General features: G+C 68.1%; 25 protein-coding genes. 21 read left to right on the top strand and 4 right to left on the bottom strand.

Annotation, left to right across the window (positions count from 1 at the left end; genetic code table 11):
- The first annotated feature begins 322 nt into the window (after positions 1 to 322).
- Genes B9Y97_RS11740 through B9Y97_RS11730 form a run of 3 tightly spaced genes read left to right on the top strand, consistent with a single transcriptional unit; the run spans position 323 to position 2,828 of the window.
- Positions 323 to 1,012: a haloacid dehalogenase type II gene (locus B9Y97_RS11740; RefSeq protein ID WP_085528229.1), complete on the top strand. Its 690-nt coding sequence runs from the start codon at positions 323 to 325 to the stop codon at positions 1,010 to 1,012.
- Complete coding sequence (locus tag B9Y97_RS11735) at positions 1,009 to 1,860, top strand: alpha/beta fold hydrolase (RefSeq protein ID WP_085526912.1); 852 nt, start codon at positions 1,009 to 1,011, stop codon at positions 1,858 to 1,860. Before B9Y97_RS11740 ends, B9Y97_RS11735 begins: the two co-directional genes overlap by 4 nt.
- Positions 1,857 to 2,828, top strand: a complete 972-nt coding sequence (locus tag B9Y97_RS11730; protein ID WP_085526911.1) for a threonine ammonia-lyase — start codon at positions 1,857 to 1,859, stop codon at positions 2,826 to 2,828. Before B9Y97_RS11735 ends, B9Y97_RS11730 begins: the two co-directional genes overlap by 4 nt.
- Here the strand turns inward: B9Y97_RS11730 and B9Y97_RS11725 are convergent.
- A complete protein-coding gene (locus tag B9Y97_RS11725) occupies positions 2,812 to 3,591 on the bottom strand; it encodes a glycosyltransferase family protein (protein ID WP_085526910.1) in 780 nt (259 codons plus the stop codon). The genes B9Y97_RS11730 and B9Y97_RS11725 overlap by 17 nt on opposite strands.
- Positions 3,592 to 3,946: 355 nt before the next feature.
- Between B9Y97_RS11725 and ffh the strand changes: the two genes are divergently transcribed.
- The 13 genes from ffh to B9Y97_RS11660 all read left to right on the top strand — a co-directional run bounded on the left by ffh (position 3,947) and on the right by B9Y97_RS11660 (position 12,828).
- Positions 3,947 to 5,455: a signal recognition particle protein gene (gene ffh, locus B9Y97_RS11720; RefSeq protein ID WP_085526909.1), complete on the top strand. Its 1,509-nt coding sequence runs from the start codon at positions 3,947 to 3,949 to the stop codon at positions 5,453 to 5,455.
- Positions 5,452 to 6,078, top strand: coding sequence for a GNAT family N-acetyltransferase (locus B9Y97_RS11715; protein WP_085526908.1), 627 nt, complete (start codon positions 5,452 to 5,454; stop codon positions 6,076 to 6,078). The genes ffh and B9Y97_RS11715 overlap by 4 nt, the downstream gene beginning before the upstream one ends.
- A complete protein-coding gene (locus B9Y97_RS11710; protein WP_085526907.1) occupies positions 6,075 to 6,647 on the top strand; it encodes a GNAT family N-acetyltransferase in 573 nt (190 codons plus the stop codon). The genes B9Y97_RS11715 and B9Y97_RS11710 overlap by 4 nt, the downstream gene beginning before the upstream one ends.
- A complete protein-coding gene (locus tag B9Y97_RS11705; protein ID WP_085526906.1) occupies positions 6,644 to 7,168 on the top strand; it encodes a GNAT family N-acetyltransferase in 525 nt (174 codons plus the stop codon). Before B9Y97_RS11710 ends, B9Y97_RS11705 begins: the two co-directional genes overlap by 4 nt.
- Complete coding sequence (locus B9Y97_RS11700) at positions 7,165 to 7,710, top strand: GNAT family N-acetyltransferase (RefSeq protein WP_085526905.1); 546 nt, start codon at positions 7,165 to 7,167, stop codon at positions 7,708 to 7,710. The genes B9Y97_RS11705 and B9Y97_RS11700 overlap by 4 nt, the downstream gene beginning before the upstream one ends.
- A gap of 100 nt (positions 7,711 to 7,810) precedes the next feature.
- Positions 7,811 to 8,116 (top strand): chorismate mutase, encoded by a 306-nt coding sequence (locus B9Y97_RS11695; protein ID WP_085526904.1) that lies wholly within the window; start codon positions 7,811 to 7,813, stop codon positions 8,114 to 8,116.
- A 37-nt stretch (positions 8,117 to 8,153) separates the two neighbouring features.
- Positions 8,154 to 8,558, top strand: coding sequence for a 30S ribosomal protein S16 (gene rpsP, locus B9Y97_RS11690; protein ID WP_085526903.1), 405 nt, complete (start codon positions 8,154 to 8,156; stop codon positions 8,556 to 8,558).
- Positions 8,559 to 8,631: 73 nt separating this feature from the next.
- Positions 8,632 to 9,144, top strand: a complete 513-nt coding sequence (gene rimM / locus B9Y97_RS11685; RefSeq protein WP_085526902.1) for a ribosome maturation factor RimM — start codon at positions 8,632 to 8,634, stop codon at positions 9,142 to 9,144.
- 121 nt (positions 9,145 to 9,265) lie between these two features.
- Positions 9,266 to 10,156, top strand: coding sequence for a hypothetical protein (locus tag B9Y97_RS11680; protein ID WP_085526901.1), 891 nt, complete (start codon positions 9,266 to 9,268; stop codon positions 10,154 to 10,156).
- Between the two features lie 44 nt (positions 10,157 to 10,200).
- Positions 10,201 to 11,019: a tRNA (guanosine(37)-N1)-methyltransferase TrmD gene (gene trmD, locus B9Y97_RS11675; protein ID WP_085526900.1), complete on the top strand. Its 819-nt coding sequence runs from the start codon at positions 10,201 to 10,203 to the stop codon at positions 11,017 to 11,019.
- 244 nt (positions 11,020 to 11,263) lie between these two features.
- Entirely contained in the window at positions 11,264 to 11,641 is a 378-nt protein-coding gene (gene rplS, locus B9Y97_RS11670) for a 50S ribosomal protein L19 (protein WP_085528228.1), read from the top strand.
- An 11-nt stretch (positions 11,642 to 11,652) separates the two neighbouring features.
- A complete protein-coding gene (rpmE, locus tag B9Y97_RS11665; RefSeq protein WP_085526899.1) occupies positions 11,653 to 11,874 on the top strand; it encodes a 50S ribosomal protein L31 in 222 nt (73 codons plus the stop codon).
- Positions 11,875 to 12,015: 141 nt separating this feature from the next.
- Positions 12,016 to 12,828 carry a division plane positioning ATPase MipZ gene (locus B9Y97_RS11660; RefSeq protein ID WP_085526898.1) on the top strand — a complete coding sequence of 271 codons (813 nt, stop codon included), beginning with the start codon at positions 12,016 to 12,018 and terminating at the stop codon, positions 12,826 to 12,828.
- Between the two features lie 55 nt (positions 12,829 to 12,883).
- On the opposite strand, the gene B9Y97_RS11655 is transcribed toward B9Y97_RS11660, so the two are convergent.
- Both B9Y97_RS11655 and B9Y97_RS11650 read right to left on the bottom strand, forming a co-directional pair.
- The gene (locus tag B9Y97_RS11655) at positions 12,884 to 14,122 is read right to left on the bottom strand and encodes a M20 family metallo-hydrolase (protein ID WP_085526897.1); all 1,239 of its coding nucleotides are present in this window, start codon (positions 14,120 to 14,122) and stop codon (positions 12,884 to 12,886) included.
- On the bottom strand, positions 14,112 to 14,777 hold the full coding sequence (locus tag B9Y97_RS11650; protein WP_085526896.1) for a DUF1028 domain-containing protein: 666 nt from the start codon (positions 14,775 to 14,777) through the stop codon (positions 14,112 to 14,114). Before B9Y97_RS11650 ends, B9Y97_RS11655 begins: the two co-directional genes overlap by 11 nt.
- 102 nt (positions 14,778 to 14,879) lie before the next feature.
- Here B9Y97_RS11650 and B9Y97_RS11645 point away from each other — a divergent pair, with 102 nt between their 5' ends.
- From B9Y97_RS11645 to B9Y97_RS11625, 5 genes are all read left to right on the top strand, one after another.
- A complete protein-coding gene (locus B9Y97_RS11645) occupies positions 14,880 to 16,457 on the top strand; it encodes an ABC transporter substrate-binding protein (RefSeq protein WP_085526895.1) in 1,578 nt (525 codons plus the stop codon).
- A 129-nt stretch (positions 16,458 to 16,586) separates the two neighbouring features.
- The gene (locus B9Y97_RS11640) at positions 16,587 to 17,534 is read left to right on the top strand and encodes an ABC transporter permease (RefSeq protein ID WP_085526894.1); all 948 of its coding nucleotides are present in this window, start codon (positions 16,587 to 16,589) and stop codon (positions 17,532 to 17,534) included.
- On the top strand, positions 17,531 to 19,402 hold the full coding sequence (locus B9Y97_RS11635; RefSeq protein WP_176224352.1) for a dipeptide/oligopeptide/nickel ABC transporter permease/ATP-binding protein: 1,872 nt from the start codon (positions 17,531 to 17,533) through the stop codon (positions 19,400 to 19,402). The genes B9Y97_RS11640 and B9Y97_RS11635 overlap by 4 nt, the downstream gene beginning before the upstream one ends.
- Complete coding sequence (locus B9Y97_RS11630; protein ID WP_085526893.1) at positions 19,399 to 20,355, top strand: ABC transporter ATP-binding protein; 957 nt, start codon at positions 19,399 to 19,401, stop codon at positions 20,353 to 20,355. Before B9Y97_RS11635 ends, B9Y97_RS11630 begins: the two co-directional genes overlap by 4 nt.
- Complete coding sequence (locus tag B9Y97_RS11625) at positions 20,345 to 21,097, top strand: FadR/GntR family transcriptional regulator (RefSeq protein WP_085526892.1); 753 nt, start codon at positions 20,345 to 20,347, stop codon at positions 21,095 to 21,097. Before B9Y97_RS11630 ends, B9Y97_RS11625 begins: the two co-directional genes overlap by 11 nt.
- Positions 21,098 to 21,101: 4 nt before the next feature.
- Here the strand turns inward: B9Y97_RS11625 and B9Y97_RS11620 are convergent, their stop codons facing one another.
- Positions 21,102 to 21,986: a LysR family transcriptional regulator gene (locus B9Y97_RS11620; protein WP_085526891.1), complete on the bottom strand. Its 885-nt coding sequence runs from the start codon at positions 21,984 to 21,986 to the stop codon at positions 21,102 to 21,104.
- Positions 21,987 to 22,095: the final 109 nt, after the last annotated feature.

Genomic DNA, 22,095 nt, shown 5'->3' with positions numbered 1-22,095 from the left:
CATGCTGGTTCGCCTCGGGCGCGCCGCCGCCTTCGTCGTGGCCCTGATGGTGAAAGACCTCGTCCACGTCCTCGGCCACCTGCTTGCCGGCGACACTCGGCCCGGCTCCGCATCCTGCCGCTTCCCGGCGGTCGCGCCATTTCCGCCCGCGCCTGACCCGGCGCGAGGCCCGGCTTGTCTTCGCGGCCTGTTTCGCGACCCTCGGTGCCTTCTTTCTCGGCGGCTGGTGGGTTGTCCGGCTGATGCCGCTCGGGGTCTGCCCCCTTCCCTCCCCGCGCCCGCCGTGGCATCGTCGCCCGCGCCAATACCCGAGGGAAAGACCATGCCCATCGCCGCCTGCATCTTCGACGCCTACGGCACCCTGTTCGACGTCGCCGCCGCCGCGCGCGAGGCCGCCGCCCAGCCCGAAAACGCGGCCATTGCCGAAAGCTGGCCAAGGCTCGCCACCGACTGGCGCCAGAAACAGCTCGAATACAGCTGGTTGCGCGCGATCACCGGCGAGCACCGCGATTTCTGGGCCGTCACCCGCGACGGGCTCGACTGGGCGCTCGACGCACAGGGCCTCCGGGGCGACGCAGACCTGCGCGAACGCCTGCTGGCGCTCTATTGGCAACTCCCGGCCTACCCCGAGGTGCCCGAGGTGCTGGCCCGCCTTCAAGCCGCCGGGATCGCCACCGCGATCCTGTCGAACGGGTCTCCGGCGATGCTCGACGCCGCGGTGCGCTCGGCCGGGGTCGAGACGCTGCTCGACGATGTGATCTCGGTCGAGCGCGTCGGCATTTTCAAGCCCGCGCCGCAGGTCTATGAACTGGTCACGACCCGGTTTTCCTGCGCCCGCGACGCCGTGCTTTTCGTTTCCGCCAATGGTTGGGACGCCGCCGCCGCCGCCGGTTTCGGCTTCCTCACCGCCTGGATCAACCGCGCAGGCGCGCCACAGGATCGCCTCGGCCACCCCCCGCACGAGGAACTGCCCGATCTCGCCACCATCCCCGAGATCGCGTCGGCCCTATGAGCGCACCGCAGTATTTCACCTCCGAAGACGGGCTCCGGCTTGCCTTTCGCGACGAAGGTGCGGGCCTGCCGCTGATCGCGCTCGCCGGGCTCACCCGCAACGGCGACGATTTCAATTTCGTCGCCCCACACCTTCCGGGCGTCAGGCTGATCCGCCCCGATTATCGCGGGCGCGGGCGCTCGCAATGGGGCGATCCGGCCCGCTACACCATCGAGCAGGAGGCGCGCGACGTGCTCGGGCTGATGGATCACCTCGGCCTCGCCCGTGCCGCGATCCTCGGCACCTCGCGCGGCGGGTTGATCGCGATGCTCATGGCGGCCACGGCAAAAGAGCGCCTCCTCGGCGTCTGCCTCAACGATATCGGCCCCGAGATCGCCCCCGAGGGCCTCGCCGCCATCGCCGCCTACATCGGCCGCAACCCGGGCGCGGACAGCTTCGAGGCCGCCGCCGAAGCCCGGGCGCGCACCGCCGTGGGTTTCACCGATGTCCCGCCGGAGCGCTGGCTTGCGGATGTGAAGAACCTCTTCACCGAAACCGGCGCCGGGCTCGCGATCACCTACGACCCGGCGCTTGCCCGCGGCTTCGCCGAAGGCGCCGAGATCCCGCCGCTCTGGCCGCTGTTCGACGCGCTCGATGGCCTGCCCATCGCGCTCATCCACGGCGCAGGGTCCGACATTCTCGCGCAGGCCACCGCCGACGAGATGCGCCGCCGCCGCCCCGACATGGCCTATGCCCGGCTCGACGATCGCGGCCACGTGCCCTGGCTCGACGAGCCGGAGGCGCTGGCCGCGATCCACGCCTGGCTCGCCGACATTGCCGCCGCCACCCAGCCAGGAAACCCCGCATGAACATCGACATGATCCGCGCGGCCGCCGCCCGCCTCGAAGGCCGCGCCCGCCGCACCCCGCTGCTCGCCTCCCCCTTCCTCGACGAGATCGCCGGCCGGAGGGTGCTGGTGAAGCCCGAATGCCTCCAGCACACCGGCAGCTTCAAGTATCGCGGCGCGCGCAACGCGCTGGCGGCGATGGACACGGCCACCCGCGCGCGCGGCGTAATCGCCTTTTCCTCCGGCAACCACGCGCAGGGCGTGGCGCTGGCCGCGCGTGAATTTGCCGTGCCCGCGGTGATCATCATGCCCGCCGATGCGCCGGCGCTGAAAATCGCCAATACAAGCGCGCTCGGGGCCGAGGTGGTGCTCTATGATCGCGGATCTGAGGATCGCGACGAGATCGGCGCGCGCCTCGCCGCCGAACGGCGGCTGACGCTGGTCAAGCCCTTCGACGAACCCGAGGTGATCGCGGGGCAAGGCACCACCGGGCTGGAGATCGCCGCGCAGGCCGCCGGGCTGGGGATCGCCCAGGCCGAGGTTCTGGTGCCTTGCGGCGGCGGCGGGCTCACCTCCGGCATCGCACTCGCCTGCGAAGCCGAGGCGCCGGGCCTCACCGTGCGGCCGGTCGAGCCCGAAGGCTTCGACGATACCGCCCGCTCGCTGGCCGCCGGCGATATCGTGGCGAATGCCCGCCTCACCGGCTCGCTCTGCGATGCCATTGTCACGCCGTCGCCGGGTCAGCTCACCTTCCCGCACATGGCGCGGCTCTGCGGCCCAGGCCTCGCGGTGCCCGACGACGACGCCCTGCGCGCCATGGCGGCGGCTTTCACCCGGTTGAAAATCGTGATCGAGCCGGGCGGCGCGGTGGCACTGGCGGCGGCGCTCTACCACGGCACCGCGATTGAGGCCGATACGCTGATCGTCGTGGCCTCCGGCGGCAACGTCGATGCGCCGCTCTTCGCCGAGGCGCTCAGGCGCTTTGGCTGACGGCCGGGGCAAAGCGCGCCACCGGGTCGGCGTCCCGCCCGCCCACGGCCTCCCATTCCGCCGCCAGCGCCGCCCGCTCGGCCTCCATCAGCGCGCCCACATCCGCGATCCGCGCCCCCTGCCCGCGCATGTGATCCATCAGCCGGTGCGAATGCAGCACCGTGGGCACCGCGTCGCCTGGCTCCCATGCGTCGAGCACGGTCACCCGGCGCAGGTTGAACTCGGGCGGCAGCACGAAGAAGCGGATGTCCGAGCGCCACAGCATGTCCTTCAGGATCGGCTGATCGCGTCCGCCTCCCGCCTCGCCGTAACGCCGCGCCCATTCGGCGAGGAAATCGAGCATCACCGCCGAGCGCCGGTAAAGCACCACGCCCGAGTTGAGCTGCGGGAAGGCATAAGGTGTCACCTCTTCGCGGCCCGCTTGGATCAGCGCCGTGGCCCGGCGCACGTCATGCGCCAGCGCCATCTCGAAGCGGTCGAGAATGTCGAAAAGATCGCCCAGCGGGTTCACCACCAGCGTGTCGGCATCCAGAAACAGCGTGCGCGCGAACCGCGTTTCAGCCATGCAGTCGAGCTTGGAGCGCGGATGCGGGGTCTCGATCCGGTGCACCACGTCGAACAGCCCCGGCACCGCCGCGTCGGGGTCGTCGGTAAACAGGTCCACCGCCAGCCCCGGCTCCACCACCCTGAGCGAGCGCGCCGAGGCTTCCGCCAGGGCACGGTAATCCGGCCCCGTGGCCACGTAGATCACACCCTTTTCCATTCGCGCAGAAAGCCGCAAAGCCGCGCCGGGCACAAGCTGTCTTCTTGGGTCCTCAAATACCTCGGGGGGTGCGGGGGGCAGAGCCCCCCGCCCCGCTCGCCGCAGGCGTGCCTCCGGCACGACGGGCTGGCCCCCCGCCCCCCTCGCCGCAGGCGCTTGCCTGCCGTGCTTGACTCGCCCCCCGCCCGCGCGTAAACCGCGCGCAACCCCGGAAGCCCTGTCTTCCGGTCCCATGGGCACCAGGCCCGGGATCGCCCCCCGTCAGCGCGGATGCGCCCACGGGGGCGCTCGCCGTTTGGCCCGCCCCGCGCGCGCTCCTATCTAGGGGCAAAGTCAACGGCAAAGGAGCCGAAGGATGTTCGAAAGCCTCTCCGACCGCCTCTCCGGCGTCTTCGACCGGCTGACCAGGCAGGGCGCGCTCTCGGAAGACGATGTTAAAACGGCGCTGCGCGAGGTCCGCGTGGCTCTGCTGGAAGCGGATGTCTCGCTGCCCGTGGCGCGCGATTTCGTCAAGCGGGTGCAGGAAAAGGCCACCGGCCAGGCGGTCACCAAGTCGGTCACTCCCGGCCAGCAGGTGGTCAAGATCGTGCATGACGAGCTTGTCGCCGTGCTCACCGGCGAGGGCGATCCGGGCGCCCTCAAGATCGACAACCCGCCCGCGCCGGTCCTGATGGTCGGCCTGCAGGGCGGCGGCAAGACCACCACCACCGCCAAGCTCGCCAAGCGGCTCAAGGACCGCGAGGGCAAGCGCGTGCTGATGGCCTCGCTCGACGTCTACCGCCCCGCCGCGATGGATCAGCTCGCCATCCTCGGCCAGCAGATCGGCGTCGACACGCTGCCGATCGTGCCGGGCGAAAAGCCGGTCGACATTGCCCGCCGGGCGAAAACCCAGGCCTCCCTCGGCGGCTACGATGTCTACATGCTCGACACCGCCGGGCGGCTGCACATCGACGAAGTGCTGATGAGCGAGGTCGAGCAGGTTTCGGCGGTGGTCTCGCCGCGCGAGACCCTGCTCGTGGTCGACGGGCTCACCGGCCAGGTCGCGGTCGAGGTGGCGCAGGAGTTCGACGCCAAGATCGGCATCACCGGCGTGGTGCTGACGCGGATGGACGGCGACGGGCGCGGCGGGGCCGCGCTCTCGATGCGCGCGGTCACCGGCAAGCCGATCCGCTTCGTCGGGCTTGGCGAGAAGATGGACGCGCTCGAAACCTTCGAGCCCGAGCGCATCGCCGGGCGGATCCTCGGCATGGGCGATATCGTCGCGCTCGTCGAGAAGGCGCAGGAAACCATCGAGGCCGAACAGGCCGAACGGATGATGCGGCGCTTCCAGAAGGGTCAGTTCAACATGAACGACCTCAAGATGCAGCTCGAGCAGATGGTCAAGATGGGCGGCATGGAAAGCGTGATGGGCATGATGCCCGGCATGGGCAAGATGGCCAAGCAAATGGAAGGTGCCGGCATCGACGACAAGATGCTCAAGCGCCAGATCGCGCTGATCCAGTCGATGACGAAGAAGGAACGCGCCAACCCCGCCCTGCTGCAGGCCAGCCGCAAGAAACGGATCGCGCGCGGTGCCGGGCAGGAAGTGTCGGAGCTGAACAAGCTTTTGAAGATGCACCGGCAGATGTCGGACATGATGAAAAAGCTCGGGCGCATGGGCAAGGGCGGCGCCCTCAAGCAGGCGATGAAGGGCATGTTTGGCGGCAAGGCTGGCGCGCCGGGCGGCATGCCCGACATGACCGATCCCAAGGCGATGGAAGAGGCCGCGAAGATGCTCGGCCAGCAGCGCGGCGGGTTGCCCGGCCTCGGCGGCGGCGGCATGCAACTGCCCTCCGGCCTCTCGGGGCTCGGAAAGAAGAAGTGACCGCGCAGGCCACATATCCCCACGAGGCAGCGCCGACCGGCGCGGCCGCCGCCTTCGCGGCGCGGCTGCAAGGGCTGTTGCCGCGGATCGAAACGCCGCGGCTCGTGCTGCGCGCGATCACGCTGGCCGATTTTCCCACCTTCCACGAGATCTTCAACGACCCCGCCCGCGCGCAGGGCCTCGGCGGCCCGTTCGACCGCGCCGGAGTCTGGGACGAGTTCACCGAGTGCGTCTCGGGCTGGCTCCTGCGCGGCCACGGGGCCTGGGCGATCGAGGAAAAATCCGGCGGCGAAACCCTCGGTTTCACCCTTGTCCACATGGAATACGGTGACCGCGAGCCCGAGCTGGGCTGGTTCCTCACGGCCTCCGCCGAAGGGCGGGGCTTTGCCTTCGAGGCGGCGACGGCGGCCCGCAGCCATGCCCTCAAGACCCTGAAGCTCGACAGTCTCGTGAGCTACGTCGATCCTTCCAACACCCGCTCCGCCGCCCTTGCCGCGCGTCTCGGTGCCAGCCGCGACCCGGGCGAGGAAGCCGCGCTCGAAGCGGCCTTCGGCGCGCCGGTGCAGGTCTGGCGGCACTGGCCGCCGATGGACGAAGACGGCGGCATGGAGGCCTATACATGAGCCGCCGCACCCTTGCCCCCACCTCGATCCACATTCCCACGCTGCAAACCGCGCGGCTTACGCTCCGTGCGGCCCGGCGCGGGGATTTCGACGGGTTCGCGGCGGAGCTCGCCAAGCCCCGCACGGGGTACATGGATGGCCCGTTCAGCCGCGATGCGGCGTGGTCCTTCTTCGTCAACGACCTGGCAAGCTGGGCGCTGCTCGGCCTCGGCGGGCTGATGCTGGACCGCGCAGGCGAGGTCGTCGGCCAGGTCGCGATCGCACAGCCGCCGCACTTCCCCGAGATCGAACTGGGGTGGTTCATCTACGAAGGCCACGAAGGTCAGGGCTATGCCACCGAAGCGGCGGCGGCGCTGCGCGACTGGGCCTTTGCGAACGCCGGTCTCACGACCCTTGTGAGCTATATCGACCCCGGCAACGCCGCCTCGATCCGGCTTGCCGAAAGGCTCGGCGCGGTTGCCGACCCGGCCGCCGCCCTGCCCGACGGCGAAACCGCGGCCGAGACGATTGTCTTCCGCCACCCCGCCCCCGCGGCGTTGGCCGCCGATGGCATGGAGGCTTGCGCATGATCTCCGCCACCGTTCCCGTGCTCACCACCGCGCGCCTGACCCTGCGTGCGCCCTGTCGCGAGGATTTCGGGCGCTATGCCACCCTGCTCGCCTCCGAGCGCAGCCGCGGCATCGGCGGCCCCGCCGAACGTCCGGCGGCCTGGAGCCGGTTTGCCGCCGAACTCGGCCATTGGGTGCTGCGCGGCTATGGCCTCTGGGCGGTGGATGTCACCGAAACCGGCGAGACGGTGGGGCAGGTCGGTTTCTGGCACCCCGAGGGCTGGAGCGAGGTCGAGATCGGCTGGATGATGTTCGACGGGGGCGAGGGCAAGGGCTATGCCCACGAGGCGGCGCTTGCCGCCCGCGCCCATGCCTACGAAGACTGGGGCTGGGGGCCGCTCACCAGCGTGATCGCACCCGGAAACCGTCGCTCCGAGGCGCTGGCCCGCCGCCTCGGCGCGTGGCCGGAACGGGAATGGAGCACGCCGGGCGGTGCCCGAACGGTGATCTGGCGTCACCCGGGCCGGGAGGCGCTGGCATGACCGCGCATATCCTCGCCCCCACCAGCTTCCATATCCCGACTCTCGAAACCGAGCGTTTGTTCCTGCGCGCGCTGCGCGAGGACGATGTTGCCGAGGAGACCGCATTCTTCGCCTCCGAGCGCTCGGCTCTCGTCGGCGGACCGCTCACCCGCGACCAGGTCTGGCGCGTGGTGGCGGCGATGATCGGCCACTGGGCCCTGCGCGGTTTCGGCTTCTGGGCGCTGGAGGAAAAGGCGAGCGGGCGCTACCTCGGCCGGGTCGGTCTCTGGGCACCCGATGGCTGGCCCGAGCCGGAACTGGGCTGGACGCTGATGGCCCATGCCGAGGGGCGTGGCTTCGCGCGCGAGGCAGCGCTCACCGCCCGGGCCTTCGCCTACGACCACCTCGGCTGGACCACGGCAATCTCGCTGATCGCCGCCGGCAACACCCGTTCGGAGACGCTCGCCTCCCGGCTCGACGCAACGCTCGAACGCGCCTGGTTGCACCCGGTCCACGGCGCGATGAACATCTGGCGCCACCCCGGCGCGGGGGGTGTGCTGTGATGACCGGTCTCGAAGCATGCCCGTGGCAGATGAGCAGACCCCTGCCATACGTTTTGCCGACGATTTGCAGACCGGGTTTTTCCCTATCCGGAGACCTCGAATGACCGATGACGCAACCCGCGCCGCGGCGCTCCTGCGCGAGCACCGCGCCTCGATCGACAGGCTCGACGCGATCCTCGTCTACACCCTCGGCGAACGCTTCAAGCACACCCAGGCGGTGGGCAAGCTCAAGGCCGAGCACGACCTTCCCCCGTCCGATCCAAGCCGCGAGGCTGAACAGATCGCACGGCTCGAAGACCTGGCAAAACGGGCCGATCTCGACCCGGAATTCGCCAAGAAGTTTCTCAACTTCATCATCGCTGAAGTCATTCAGCACCACGAAAAACACAAGGAACAGCAGGACTGAACCCCCTGCGACAGCTCGCAAAAACAGGAGAAATACCATGGCTATGAAAATCCGTCTCGCCCGTGGCGGCTCGAAAAAGCGCCCGCATTACTCGATCGTCGCCGCCGACAGCCGCATGCCGCGCGATGGCCGCTTCATCGAGAAACTCGGCACCTACAACCCGCTGCTCCCGAAAGACAGCGAAGAGCGGGTGAAGATGGACCTCGACCGCGTGAAAACCTGGATCGAGAAAGGCGCCAAGCCCACCGACCGCGTTGCCCGCCTGCTCGAGGCCGCCGGGATTCTCGAGAAGAAAGAGCGCTCGAACCCGAAGAAGGGCACCCCGGGCAAGGCCGCCCAGGAGCGCGCCGCCGCCCGCGCCGAGAAGGAAGCCGCCGCCAACGCCCCGGCCGAGGAAGAAGCCCCCGTCGAGGCGGCTGCGACCGAGGAAAACGCTGAGTAATCAGACGTTTGCGGACAAGCTACAGGCGCGGGGCCAGCCGGTCCCGCGCCGTTCCGGCAATGCGAGGTCTGCCATGAGTGACGATCGGATCTGCGTCGGCGTGATCGCGGGCGCTTTCGGGGTCAGGGGCGAGGTGCGGCTGAAGAGCTTCTGCGCCGAGCCCGAAGATATCGGAACCTATGGCCCGCTCTGGACCGAAGACGGCGCACGCAGCTTCACTGTCGAGATCACCCGCCCGGTCAAGAACGGCTTCGCCGCGCTGATCGACGGCGTATCCGGCAAGGAAGCCGCCGATGCGCTGCGCGGCACCCGGCTGTTTGTCGATCGCACCGCCCTGCCCTCGTTGCCCGACGACGAGTTCTACCACGCCGACCTGATCGGGCTGGACGTGGTCGATACCGGCGGCATGGCCCTCGGCCGGGTCAGCGCGGTGCACAACCACGGCGCCGGCGACCTTCTCGAAATCACCGGGGAGGGGTTGAAAACGCCTGCGCTCCTGCCCTTTACCCGCGCCGCCGTGCCCACCGTCGATCTCGCCGCGCGCCGGATCGTCATCGACCCGCCGGAGGGCGTCTTTCCCGAGTGAACGGGTCACGCCCGGGCAGCCCGGAACACATTCGTTGTGGCATTGCGCGGGGTTTTGCCGTTTCCTGAGCCATAACCGCGGCGGGCATCAAGACCAGCCGCCAGAGGGGGGGCGGACTTTCGTGATTCACCGCTACGGACATATCGGGCTGGTGCTGTTCGGTGCCGCGCTCTACGGCGGGCCGGTGCTTGCCGGGATGGCGGGGCACGGCGGGCAGACGCTTCCGGTTTTCGTGGCGCTGTTCCTGCTCTACATGGCCGTTGCCCGCAAACCCGATCTGTCGACCGGCGTCGGCTGGGCGGCGCTGTCGATCATGGTTGTCGCCCAAACCGCAATCGTCGGCCTTGCTTGGGGCGGCGGACTGGCCGCGGCGTATTTGCTTGGCCCGGTCACCCTGCCGCTCTGGGCACCGCTCGCGATCACCGGGTTGGCTGCGGGGATCGGGGCCTGGGCCTGGCGCGACGCGGCGGAGATGAACGTGATGCTCGACCACGCGATCCGCGAGATCGAAGCGATGCAGGCCCCCGCCTCCACATCCGCGCCCGCGTGGCCCGAGGTCTCCCCCGCGGCAAGCGCGGCCTACGACCGCTTTCGCACCGCGCTTTCGCTGGTTGACCGGGGCTCTGTGTCCTCGATCGACGCGCTGGTGCACCAGCTCCACACCGAGGCCGGGATCGAGGCCTTCGATCTGCTCTGCGACGATGTCGGCGGTGCGGATGAGGGCGGCGATGCGCGGCTCGATTTCGCCGCGCTGCGCTTCATCGCCGCGCCGGCCGTGATGCATGCGCTGATCGCGCGGGGAGAGGGCGGTATCCTGCCCGCGATCCTGCTGAACGCCCCCGACGCCCGCACGCGCCACGAGGCCCGCGGCCGTGTGCTCGACCTCGTCGAAGCCGGTGCGCCGCCGGAACAGCTTCCCGATCAGACATCGCTCGCGGAACTCGACGTCGAGTTCCCCGGTGAGGGCTATGCCACCTTGCTTTCTGGCTGTCCTGCCCTGGCCAATACATGAAGAAAGCCGTTCTCAGTGGCCCGGCTTCGCGCTAGGAACGCGCCATGAGCGACAAACCCAAGAGCCACGGGCGGCTGAAGATCGCCCCCACCCTCACCCCGCGCGCGCTGATGGATGAGCGGCCCCGGCTCGCCAGCGCATGGGAGGCGCGGGTGATCACGTTGTTTCCCAACGCCTTCCCGGGCGTGCTCGGCGAAAGCCTCACCGGTCGCGCGCTCGACGAAGGTCTCTGGCGGCTCGAAACGGTAGAGCTGCGCCAGTTCGGCGAAGGCAAACATCGCAACGTCGATGACACGCCCGCGGGCGGCGGTGCGGGCATGGTGCTGCGCGCCGACGTGCTGGCCTCCGCAATCGACGCCGCGAGCGCGGGCGAGCCCACCGACCGGGCGCGCTGGCCGCTGGTCTACCTCAGCCCGCGCGGGGCGCGCTTCGATCAGGCGATGGCCCGTCGTTTTGCCGCCGGTGACGGGATCACGCTGATCTGCGGGCGCTTCGAGGGTGTCGACGAGCGGGTGCTGGAGGAATACGACATCGAAGAGGTCAGCCTTGGCGATTTCGTGCTGACCGGCGGTGAGATCGCCGCACAGGCGCTGCTCGACGCCACCGTGCGGCTGCTGCCCGGCGTTCTCGGCAACGCCGCCTCGACCGAGGACGAGAGCTTTTCGCACGGGCTGCTGGAGCACCCGCAATATACCCGTCCCGCCGAGTGGCGCGGCCGGGCGATCCCGCCGGTTCTGATGTCGGGCCACCACGGCGAGATCGAGCGTTGGCGCCGCGACCAGTCCGAGCGCATCACCCGCGCGCGCCGGCCCGATCTCTGGGCCGCCCATCTCGCCCGGCTGGCCAAGCAAGATAAGGCTTGATCGCCTCGCCCCCCGGCCCTATACCCCGCCCGTCCGGGGCCGGAATCGGCCAGCGGACCGCTGTTGTTTTCGCCCGCCTTCTTCGGCGGAGCTTCGCGAGGCAAGGCGTGCAAAGCAAAGACGACCTGAACCTCCCGCGGGCGCGGCCTGTTTCCAAGGCGCGGCGGACCCGATCGAAGACGCGGAGCTCTGGGGCGGCACATCTTCGCGGGACGAACCGCGAGCAGACATAGGAGTGACGGGCATGGACCTGATCGCACAACTCGAGGCCGAACAGATCGCCTCGCTGGGGAAACAGATCCCCGACTTCAAGGCCGGCGACACCATCCGCGTCGGCTACAAGGTGACCGAGGGCACCCGGAGCCGCGTGCAGAACTACGAAGGCGTCTGCATCGCCCGCAACAACGGCAAGGGCATCGCCGGCTCGTTCACCGTCCGCAAGATTTCCTTCGGCGAGGGCGTCGAGCGCGTCTTCCCGCTGTATTCGACCAACATCGATTCGATCGAGGTGGTCCGTCGCGGCCGTGTGCGCCGTGCCAAGCTCTACTACCTGCGGTCGCGTCGCGGCAAATCGGCCCGGATCGCGGAAGACAGCACCTATAAACCGTTGGCCGACAAGTAAGGAGAGGCGTGATGAAAAAGGAAATCCATCCCGAATACCACCTCATCGACGTCAAGCTGACCGATGGCACGGTGTTGAAGATGAAATCGACCTGGGGCGCCGAAGGCGATACCCTGAGCCTCGAAATCGACCCCTCGGTGCACCCGGCCTGGACCGGCGGCTCCTCGCGCCTGATGGACACCGGCGGGCGCGTGTCGAAGTTCAAGAACAAATACTCGGGTCTCGGCTTCTGAGCCAAGACATCTCGCAGAGTTTGAACGCCGCCCCCCGGGGCGGCGTTTTTCTTTGCGCTCCCGTGGCTTCCATCGGGCGCGGTGGCGCGGTATGGTCTGCCGAAGCGCCGGAAAGGCGCAGCACAAGCCGGGGGACGGAGCGTGGCGCATATCATCGTGGTCGGAAACGAGAAGGGCGGCGCGGGCAAATCGACCGTTTCGATGCACATCGCGACCGCGCTTGCCCGGATGGGGCACCGGGTCGGCATGCTCGATCTCGACCTGCGCCAGAAGACCATCGCGCGGTTCATCGCGAACCGCGCCGCCACCATGCAGCGCCATGGCCTGGACTTGCCTTCCCCGGCTTTCCGCGATCTGGCCGAGATCGACCAGAGCACGCTCGGGCCGGGCGAAAACGCCTATGACCGCCGCCTTAGCCAGGCCGTTGCCGCGCTCGAAGCGGAAAGCGATTTCATCGTGATCGACTGCCCCGGTTCGCACACCCGGTTGAGCCAGGTTGCCCATACGCTGGCCGACACGCTGGTGACCCCGCTCAACGACAGCTTCGTCGATTTCGACCTGCTCGCCCATATCGACGGCGAAACCGGCGCGATCAAGAGCCCCTCGGTCTATTCCGAGATGGTCTGGCACGCCCGCAAGCTGCGCGCCCAGGCCGGTTTGAAGCCGATCGACTGGATCGTGCTGCGCAACCGGCTCGGGGCGCAGGCGATGATCAACAAGGAGAAGATGGGCAAGGCGCTCGACGAGCTTTCCCGCCGGATCGGTTTCCGCACCGTGCCCGGGTTCAACGAGCGGGTGATCTTCCGCGAGCTTTTTCCGCGCGGGCTGACCCTGCTCGACCTGCGCGATGTCGGCGTGGTCGGGCAGATGAACATCTCCAACGTCGCCGCCCGGCAGGAGTTGCGCGACCTTGTGAAGGCGCTGCGCCTGCCCGGGGTCGAGGTGGATTTCTGAACCTGCCGGGGCTGCTCCCGGCCCTGCGCTTCCGACCACCGGCCCCGGGCCGCGCTCAGGCAGGCTGCGTGGCGATGCCTTGCAGGAACGCCGCCATCGCATCAACCGCCTTGCCCATGTCGGCGGCCGAGGCATGCTCTTCGGGGCGGTGGCTGACACCGCCCGCGCAGCGCAGGAACAGCATCGCGATCGGGCACAAGTCGGCCATCGCCGAGGCGTCGTGGGTCGCGCCCGAAGGCAGCGCCAAGCCCTTTCCGCCCGTGCTGCGCACGGCCTGAACGAGGGCGTCGGTCAGCCCCCGATCGCAGGGCGCGGCGGGCTGGTGATAGCTGCGCTGCATGCTGAGGGTGAGGCCGCGCTCGGCTGCCATGGATTCCGCAAAAGCCCTCAGCGCCTGCCCGGCCCGCTCACGCACCGCATCGTCCGGGGCGCGCAGTTCCACCGTCAGGCGCGCTTCGCGCGGCACCGCGTTGACCGCGCCGGGCAGCACCGAGAGCGTGCCGACGGTGCCAAGCAACCCCGGCTCGGCCCGCGCCATGCGGTCGACCTCGCCCACCAGCGCCGCCGCCCCCACCAGCGCGTCGCGCCGCATGTGCATCGGCAGGGTACCTGCATGCCCGGTCTCGCCGGAGATCACCACCGGATGCCGTTCGATGCCGCAGATCGCGGTGACCACGCCCAGCGCCTCGGCTTCCGCCTCCAGCACCGGGCCCTGTTCGATATGCGCTTCAAGATAGCCAATGATTCTGGCCGGATCGCGTTTCAGCGCCGTGATGGCGTCGGGGTCGAGGCCGAATTCCCGCATCGCCGCGCGCAGGGTCTTCCCCTCGGCGTCCTGCATGTCGAGCACCGCGGGATCGAAGGTGCCCGCAAGCGCGCGCGGGCCGATCAGCGCGGTGGGAAAGCGCACGCCCTCCTCGTCGGCAAAGGCCAGCACCTCGACCGCGAAGGGCAGATCCACGCCATCGGCGCGCAGCTTTTCCAGCACAAGGATCGGCAGCACGACGCCCATGATGCCATCAAATGCGCCGCCTTCGCGCACGCTGTCCTGGTGCGAGCCGATGAGGAAGGTGGCCGCGCCGGGCGGGCCTTCGCGACGGCCGATCAGGGTGCCCGCCGCGTCGATGTGCACATCCAGCCCGGCCTCGGTCATCCAGCTGCCGATGAGATCGAGCGCGGCCCGGTGCTCGGGCGTGAACGGCAGGCGGGTGACGCCGGGGCCGGGGGCGGAAAGCTCTGCCAGCGCGGCAAGGCGATCGGCGGCGCGTGCGCCCCAGTCTCGTTCAGTTTTCATAGGTGCGCTCCGGGTCGTCGAGGCAGGGCACCTGGCGGGCCCAATCGGCATAATCGCCCGTCGTGGCGCGACGGTGCAGGGCTTCGAGCGCGGCGAGCGGATCGTCGGCATGGTCGATCCGCAGGGTGAGCGGCGCGTGGGACGGCGAGAGCACCAGCAGCGCCGCCGACATCAGACCGCGCGAATCGCTGCCCGCCGAATCGGCGGCGCGCAGGCCCGCGAGCAGGCGCTCGGGAAAGCTGCCCGACGCTTTGAGGAAGCCATCCACCAATGCCTCGACAACCTCGGGTCCGGCCAGCATGTTGCCCGCCGCCACGCCGCCCTCGAACAGCCGTTCGGCCCGTTCCGGGGTGTTCTCGGCACCGGTGAAAACCGCGCCCGCGCCGACCAGCGGCAACGCCGCCAACTGGCGTTGCGCGCGGCCCGCATCCGGGCCGGTGACAACCTCGATCGCCTTTTGCGCGCTGGCTCCGGCCGCCATCAGATCAAGCACGACCTCGCCCCAGAAGCTGGACGGGGCCATGCCCTGGCTCGCGCTCATTCCGCCGGCAAGATTGCCGCGCAAGACCCATCCGCCAACGCAGAGGCTGCCGGTTGCCGCGGCACCCCCGATGGCACCGGTCTCGGGATCGCGGGCAAGAAGTGAAAAGGTCATGTCTGCTCCGTGTTTCGCATGTTTCCATCTATCATGAAAAATTGACGGAAACAATTAATCATGATAATTATCGCCCATCCAAACCAACTGGGAGAGCCTGACATGAAACCGATTGAATGGACGCGGCGCAGCCTGTTCGCCGCCGCCGCAGGCATGGCGATGGCGGCCAGCCTCGGCGCGCCCGCGCTGGCGCAGACCCCGCCCGGCGTGCTCGTCGTCGGCCAGATCGCCGAGCCGAAATCGCTCGATCCGGCCGCGGTGACCGCGGTGAACGATTTCCGCATCCTCGTGAATCTCTACGAGGGCCTGCTGCAATACGCCCCCGGCACGCTGGAAGTGGCGCCCGGCCTCGCCGAGAGCTGGGAGGTTTCGGAAGACGGCACCGTCTACACCTTCAAGCTGCGCGAAGGCGTGACCTTCCACGACGGCACCCCGTTCAACGCCGAGGCCGTGAAGTTCAATTTCGACCGGATGCTGAACGAGGATCACCCCTACCACGATACCGGCCCCTTCCCGCTCGCCTTCTTCTTCTCGGCGGTTGAGGAAACCACCGTGGTCGATGACCTGACCGTGCAGTTCACGCTCAACGAACCCTACGCACCGTTCCTGTCGAACCTCGCCTACCCGACCGGGCTTATGGTCTCGCCCGCCGCGGTGGAGGCCCATGGCGACGATTTCGGCCGCAACCCGTCGGGCACCGGCCCGTTCAGGTTCGGCGAGTGGCGTTCGAACGAGGCGGTGGTGGTCGAGAAGAACCCCGATTACTGGGGCGAGCCCGCCGGCACCGACGCGGTGGTGTTCCGCCCGATCACCGATGCCAACACCCGCGTGGCCGAGATGCTTTCGGGCGGGATCGACATGATGGTGGAAGTCCCGCCGACCGCGCTCAGCGAGTTCCGCGACGAGAGTTTCAACGTTGTCGAACAGGCCGGGCCGCACGTGTGGTTCCTGATCCTGAACGCCAAGGAAGGGCCCTTCGCGGACAAGCGCGTGCGCCAGGCCGCGAACTACGCGATCAACAAGGAAGCGATCGTCACCGACGTGCTCGAAGGCACCGCAGAGGTGGCGGCCGGGCCGATTCCGCCCGCTTTCGCCTGGGCCTATAACGAGGATCTCGACCCCTACCCCTACGACCCCGACCGCGCGCGCGAATTGCTCGCAGAGGCCGATGCGGAGGGCGCGGAGCTGACCTTCTATGTCACCGAAGGCGGTTCGGGGATGCTCGATCCGATCCCGATGGGCACCGCGATCCAGGCCGATCTCAAGGCGGTGGGGCTCGATGTGAATATCGAGACCTACGAGTGGAACACCTTCCTTGGCGAGGTGAACCCCGGTCTTGAAGGCAAGGCCGACATGGCCGAGATGGCATGGATGACCAATGATCCCGACACCCTGCCCTTCCTTGCCCTGCGCACCGATGCATGGCCCGATGCGGGCGGCTTCAACTCGGGCTACTACTCCAACCCCGAGGTTGATAAGCTGCTCGAAGAGGCCCGCGTTGCCACCGATCAGGACCGCCGCGCGGAGCTCTACAAGGAGATGCAGGCCATCGTGCAGGACGACGCGCCCTGGGTTTTCGTGGCAAACTGGAAACAGAACGCGGTGACCAGCGACAAGGTGGAGAACTTCGACCTCGAGCCTTCGTTCCTGCTCCTGCTGCAAGACGTGGTGAAGAACTGAGAAGTTTCGGGCCGCTTTGCGGCGGCCCGATCCATGCGGGGGGCTCTGCCCCCCGCGCCCCCCGAGGTATTTTTTGACCCGAGAAGGGCAAAAGGGGGCTGACGCCTTTTCGACACCGGGGGGAGTGCCATGGGCGCCTATATCCTGAAACGACTTCTATCCGCGATCCCGGTGCTGCTCGGCATCACCGTCATCGTGTTCCTGATCATGGCGATGATCCCGGGCGACCCGGCCACGGCGATCCTCGGCAGCTATGCCACGCCGGAAAACGTGGCCAAGATCAACCGCGATCTCGGCCTCGATAAACCGATCGTGCAGCGGTATTTCATCTGGCTGGGCAACATGCTCACCGGCGATTTCGGCCGCTCCTTCAGCCTCAACCGCCCGGTCTTCGACGAGATCCTCGACCGGTTCAGCGCCACGCTTGTGCTCGCCGGGGTGAGCTTCGTGCTGGCCTCGCTGCTTGGTATCCTCGCCGGTGTCGTATCGGCGGCGCGGCAATACGGGCTGGCCGACAAGCTGATCACCTTCACCGTGATCATCGGCATCTCGGTGCCATCGTTCTTCCTCGGGATGATGATGATCCTGCTGTTCGCGGTAAACCTGCGCTGGCTGCCGGTTTCGGGGATGTACGCGATCTATGGCGGCGGCGATATGCTCGACCTCATCCGCCACCTGATCATGCCCGCCTCGGCGCTGGCTGTGGTGGCCACCGGGGTGATCGCGCGGCTGTCACGCTCGGCCATGCTCGAAGTTCTGCGGCAGGACTACATCCGGACGGCGCGCGCCAAGGGGGTCGACGAACGCCGGGTGATCATGGGCCATGCCATGCGCTCGGCGATGGTGTCGATCATCCCGGTGCTCGGCATCCAGGCCGGCTTCGTGCTGTCGGGATCGGTCTATATCGAGCTGGTGTTCCAGTGGCCCGGTGTTGGCCGGATGCTGGTTGACGCGATCCTCAAGCGCGATCTTCTGCTGGTGCAGGGCGGCGTCGTCTTTGTCGCGGCCTGCTACGTGTTCTTCAACATCGTCGTGGACGTGGCGCAGTCGCTGCTCGATCCGAGGATCAAGACATGATCGCCTTTCTCAAGCTCCTGTTTCGCAACCGGCTGGCGGCGATGGGCGCGGTGGTGCTCTCGGCGATCCTGATCCTTGCGCTGATCACCCCGCTCCTGCCGCTCGCCGACCCCGACGCCATCGCCACCGGCGACCGGTTCAAGCGGCCGTTCACCGAAGGCCACCTGCTCGGCACCGACCACCTCGGGCGCGATCTGTTGTCGCGGCTGCTCTGGGGCACGCGGCTCTCGCTCGCCGTGGGCATCTTCGCCGCCCTGATCGCCGCCAGCGTCGGCTCCGCGATTGGCATCATCGCCGGGTATTTTGGCGGTCGCACCGACAACGTGATCATGCGCGGCGTCGACATGCTGATGGCCTTTCCCTACATCCTGCTCGCGCTCGCGATCGTCGCCGCCCTCGGGCCGGGGCTGACCAACGCGCTGATCGCGGTGGCCGCCGTCAACATCCCGTTCTTTGCGCGCAACATCCGTGGCGTGACCGTCGGGCTCGCGGGCCGCGAATTCATCGACGCGGCGCGGCTGGCGGGCATGGGGCACGGGCGGATCATCCTCACCGAGCTTCTGCCCAACGTCGCCTCCACCATCGTGATCGCGATGTCGACCACCGTGGGCTGGATGATCCTCGAAACCGCGGGCCTGTCGTTTCTCGGCCTCGGCAGCCAGCCGCCACAGGCCGACCTCGGCTCGATTCTGGGCGAGGCCCGCTCGGCGCTGATCACAGCGCCGCATACCTCGATCGTGCCGGGGGTGATGATCTTCCTGATCGTGATGAGCATCAACCTGCTCGGCGACGGCGTGCGCGATGCGCTCGACCCGCGGCTGCGCTCGGGCGCGCTGACCCGGCCACGCGCCGTCACGCTCGTCGAGCGTCGCGGCAACGTGCCGCGCGCCGACCAGAAGGGGCTGCTCAACATCCAGGAGCTGGAGACGCAGTTTCATGTCGGCCCGCGCATCTACCGGGCTGTGAACCAGGTTTCCCTGCATGTGAACCCGGGCGAAGCTGTCGGGGTGATCGGCGAATCCGGTTCCGGCAAATCGGTCACCGCGCTCAGCGTGATGGGGCTCGTCGCCTCGCCCCCCGGGGTCATCACCGGCGGCGCGGTGCGCTACGACAGCGAAGACCTGCTTGCGGCAAGTTATGACAGCCTGCGCGCCAAGCGGGGCCGGAACGTGGCTTACATCTTCCAGGACCCGCTCAGCACGCTGCACCCGCTCTACCGTGTCGGCGACCAGTTGATCGAGGCGATCCAGGCCCACAACCGGGTGCCCGAGGCCGAGGCCCGCGCAAAGGCGATCGAGTTGTTCCGGGCCGTGCGCATCCCCAACCCGGAAAGCCGCATTCGCAACTTCCCACACGAAATGTCGGGCGGCATGCGCCAGCGGGTGGGCATCGCCATGGCCATGGCGAACGATCCCGACGTGATCATCGCCGACGAGCCCACCACCGCGCTCGACGTGACGGTGCAGGCCCAGATCCTGAGCCTGCTTGACGATTTGCGCCGCGAACGGGGGCTCGCGATCATCTTCATCACCCATGATTTCGGCGTGGTGGCACAATTGTGCGACCGGGTCGCGGTGATGTATGCCGGCCGGATCGTGGAGGAAGGGCCGACCGAGACGATCCTCGAACACCCGGCCCATCCCTACACCAAGAAGCTCATGGCCTGCGTGCCCGAACTGGGGGGCGGCAAGCGCCGTCTTGCGGCGATCCCCGGTTTGCCGCCGCAGGTGCATGATCTGCCGCCCGGCTGCGCCTTCGCGCCGCGCTGCCACAAGGCGACCGACGCGTGCCGCGAGGGCGAGATCTTGCTCGAAGGCACCGAAACCCACACCGCGCGCTGTATCCACCCCGAGGAGGAGCTGGCATGACCGCCCTGAAGGTAGACGATCTTTCCAAAACCTTCCCGGTCGGCGGCGGGCTGTTTCGTGCGCCGAAGGCGGCGGTGCGGGCGGTGCGTCCGATGTCGTTCGAGGTGGCCAAGGGGGAAACGCTGGGAATCGTCGGCGAGAGCGGTTGCGGCAAGTCGACCCTCGCGCGGATGCTGGTGGGGTTGCTCGAACCCACCACCGGGCGGATCGAGATCGAGGGCAAGCCGCTCGACAACGCCGATCCGGCGGCTTTCGGCAAGCTGATCCAGTACGTGTTCCAGGACCCGGTATCGTCGCTCAACCCGCGCAAGACGATCCGCCAGATCATGGAGGCACCACTCAAGCGCCTCTATGGCATGGGCCGCGCGGAGCGTGCCGCGCGCATCCGCGAGATCTTCGCCAGCGTGAACCTGCGAGAGGAGTTTCTCGACCGCTACCCGCACGAGTTTTCCGGCGGTCAGGCACAGCGCATCGGCGTTGCCCGCGCGCTCGCCGCGGCACCGCGGATCATCATCCTCGACGAGCCGGTGAGCGCGCTTGACGTGTCGGTGCAGGCGCAGGTGCTCAACCTGCTGGCCGATCTGAAGGGCGAATTCAACCTTACCTACCTGTTCATCTCCCACGATCTCGCCGTGGTCGAGGCGGTTTCGGACCGCATCCTCGTGCTCTACTTCGGCACGGTGGTGGAAGTCGGCCCCGCCGAAGAGGTTTTCAAGACGCCCCGGCACCCCTATACGAAACTCCTGGCAGACAGCGCGCCGGTTGTCGGCAGGCCCCTCAAGGCCCCCGAGCAGAAGGACAGCGAATTGCCCGATCCGCTGAACCCGCCGCCCGGCTGCGCCTTTGCCGGGCGCTGCCCGCGCGCGACTCCGGAATGCGTGGCCGAAGTACCGGACCTGAGACCACTGGGAGAGCATCAACTTGCCGCCTGCATTCACCCGCATGAATACTGACCCCGACCGTCCGCGCATGAGCCGTCCCGCACAAGTGGCCGAGGCGATCAAGACCTGGATCGTGCAGGAACATTTCAGCGCCGGTGACCGGCTGCCATCCGAACCGGAACTGATCGAACGGTTCGGCATGGCCAAGGGCACGATCCGCGAAGCGATGCGTATTCTCGAGGCGCAGGGACTGGTAAAAAGCCGCACCGGACCGGGCGGCGGCACCTTCGTGCACGAGGTCTCGAAGGAGCGCGCCCGTGCCCTGCTCGGCAACTACTTCTATTTCAAGAACCTCACGATCCGCGACATCTACGACCTACGCCGGGTGCTGGAGCCCGAGCTGGCCGCCGCGCTTGCGGGCAAGCTCTCCGAAGACATACTCGGTCAACTCGAAGCGATCATCGGGGAGTATTCCGAGCCTGCGCGCTCGCTCGACGAGGAACGCGAACAGCACGTTGCCTCGCTGCGCTTCCATGCCCTGCTGGCCGACCAATCCGAGAACCCGCTTCTTGGCTTCCTGATCGATTTCATGGTCAACATGCTGTCCGATCTCACCGTCTATCGGAAGCTCTATTCCCCCCCCAACCTGGAGCTCTGGGAGCGCGGCAAGGCGTTCCAGATCGAACTGATCGACGCCCTCAGGATCGGCGACGCCGACACCGCCCGGCTGGTGATGCGCGATCACATGGCGACGGCCCAGAAGCTGATGGAAGGTCAGGAGGCCGAGATGCTGCGGCGGTTCATCTCGGAGTAGCGCCCTACTTCAGGGCTTCGGCAAGGAAATCAAACACGAAGCGGAGCCGCCGGCTCTTGTGGATCTCGCGGTGCGCCACCAGCCAGACCGGGAACTCGAAGGGTGCAAAACCCGGCACCGCGCGGCGCACGGCGGGATCGGCGTCGCCGAGGCGGTCGTCGATGAGGCCAAGGCCAAGGCCCTGCTTCACCATTGCCCACATTGCCGGGTAGCTGGCACAGCGTAGCGGAAAACTGGCCTCGGTCACCGCGATGCCGTGACCGTTGAACCACCGCAACAGCGCGCCGTTCGGATCGATGTCGATGAACGTGGCGCGGGCGAGATCCTGCGGCGTCTCGAACGGGCCGTGGCGCTCCAGGTAGGCAGGCGCACCGTAGAAGCGCCCGATCGCGTCGCGGACCTTGCGGGCGACGAGATCGGGCTCTTTCGGGCGGAAATTGCGGATCGCGATATCGGCCTCCCGGCGCAGGAGGTCGGAGGCGTCGTTGACCGCGATCAGCTCGATCCGGATGCGCGGCTCTGCCGCGTGCAACCGGGCGAGGATCGGCGGCAGCAGCATCGCGGCGTAGGCGTCGCTCGCGGTGATCGAGACCTCGCCCTCCATCGCCTCGTTCTGCCCATAGGCCGACATCGACAGCCGCGTGGCCGCCTCACCCATCGCGCGGACGTGTTCGATCAGGTCATGCCCCGCCGGGGTCAGCCTGAGGCCGCGCCCGACCCGTTCGAAAAGCACCACGCCCAGCTCTTCCTCCAGCGCATCAACCTGGCGGCCCAGCGTGGGCTGGGCAAGGCCAAGCGCGCGCGCGGCGGCCGACAGCGAGCCTTCCTCTGCGGTGACGAGAAAGGCCCGGGCGCGATTCCAGTCGAAGTTCACAGAACGCCAATCCATGCATTAATGCATATCACGCCAGCCATATTGGTCAATTTTCTTTGGATGGCTGCGGCGGTATACATTTCCTGCGCCTCCGAGGTGCCGCGACAGACTTCGAACAGTTCAG

Origin of the sequence: Maritimibacter sp. HL-12 (genome assembly GCF_900177545.1) — a bacterium.
Taxonomy (GTDB): domain Bacteria; phylum Pseudomonadota; class Alphaproteobacteria; order Rhodobacterales; family Rhodobacteraceae; genus Sinisalibacter.
This window is presented reverse-complemented; position numbering and strand designations above follow the sequence as displayed.

Bases quoted from the DNA above. Each gene is read 5' to 3' on its own strand.
- B9Y97_RS11710 (WP_085526907.1), top strand. From the start codon at position 6,075: ATGAGCCGCCGCACCCTTGCCCCCACCTCGATCCACATTCCCACGCTG.
- B9Y97_RS11640 (WP_085526894.1), top strand. From the start codon at position 16,587: ATGGGCGCCTATATCCTGAAACGACTTCTATCCGCGATCCCGGTGCTG.
- B9Y97_RS11740 (WP_085528229.1), top strand. From the start codon at position 323: ATGCCCATCGCCGCCTGCATCTTCGACGCCTACGGCACCCTGTTCGAC.
- rimM (WP_085526902.1), top strand. From the start codon at position 8,632: ATGAGTGACGATCGGATCTGCGTCGGCGTGATCGCGGGCGCTTTCGGG.
- trmD (WP_085526900.1), top strand. From the start codon at position 10,201: ATGAGCGACAAACCCAAGAGCCACGGGCGGCTGAAGATCGCCCCCACC.
- B9Y97_RS11705 (WP_085526906.1), top strand. From the start codon at position 6,644: ATGATCTCCGCCACCGTTCCCGTGCTCACCACCGCGCGCCTGACCCTG.
- rpmE (WP_085526899.1), top strand. From the start codon at position 11,653: ATGAAAAAGGAAATCCATCCCGAATACCACCTCATCGACGTCAAGCTG.
- B9Y97_RS11645 (WP_085526895.1), top strand. From the start codon at position 14,880: ATGAAACCGATTGAATGGACGCGGCGCAGCCTGTTCGCCGCCGCCGCA.
- B9Y97_RS11655 (WP_085526897.1), bottom strand. From the start codon at position 14,122: ATGAAAACTGAACGAGACTGGGGCGCACGCGCCGCCGATCGCCTTGCC.
- B9Y97_RS11635 (WP_176224352.1), top strand. From the start codon at position 17,531: ATGATCGCCTTTCTCAAGCTCCTGTTTCGCAACCGGCTGGCGGCGATG.
- B9Y97_RS11700 (WP_085526905.1), top strand. From the start codon at position 7,165: ATGACCGCGCATATCCTCGCCCCCACCAGCTTCCATATCCCGACTCTC.
- rpsP (WP_085526903.1), top strand. From the start codon at position 8,154: ATGGCTATGAAAATCCGTCTCGCCCGTGGCGGCTCGAAAAAGCGCCCG.
- B9Y97_RS11695 (WP_085526904.1), top strand. From the start codon at position 7,811: ATGACCGATGACGCAACCCGCGCCGCGGCGCTCCTGCGCGAGCACCGC.
- B9Y97_RS11725 (WP_085526910.1), bottom strand. From the start codon at position 3,591: ATGGAAAAGGGTGTGATCTACGTGGCCACGGGGCCGGATTACCGTGCC.
- B9Y97_RS11630 (WP_085526893.1), top strand. From the start codon at position 19,399: ATGACCGCCCTGAAGGTAGACGATCTTTCCAAAACCTTCCCGGTCGGC.
- B9Y97_RS11625 (WP_085526892.1), top strand. From the start codon at position 20,345: ATGAATACTGACCCCGACCGTCCGCGCATGAGCCGTCCCGCACAAGTG.
- B9Y97_RS11735 (WP_085526912.1), top strand. From the start codon at position 1,009: ATGAGCGCACCGCAGTATTTCACCTCCGAAGACGGGCTCCGGCTTGCC.
- B9Y97_RS11650 (WP_085526896.1), bottom strand. From the start codon at position 14,777: ATGACCTTTTCACTTCTTGCCCGCGATCCCGAGACCGGTGCCATCGGG.
- B9Y97_RS11730 (WP_085526911.1), top strand. From the start codon at position 1,857: ATGAACATCGACATGATCCGCGCGGCCGCCGCCCGCCTCGAAGGCCGC.
- B9Y97_RS11620 (WP_085526891.1), bottom strand. From the start codon at position 21,986: ATGGATTGGCGTTCTGTGAACTTCGACTGGAATCGCGCCCGGGCCTTT.
- rplS (WP_085528228.1), top strand. From the start codon at position 11,264: ATGGACCTGATCGCACAACTCGAGGCCGAACAGATCGCCTCGCTGGGG.
- ffh (WP_085526909.1), top strand. From the start codon at position 3,947: ATGTTCGAAAGCCTCTCCGACCGCCTCTCCGGCGTCTTCGACCGGCTG.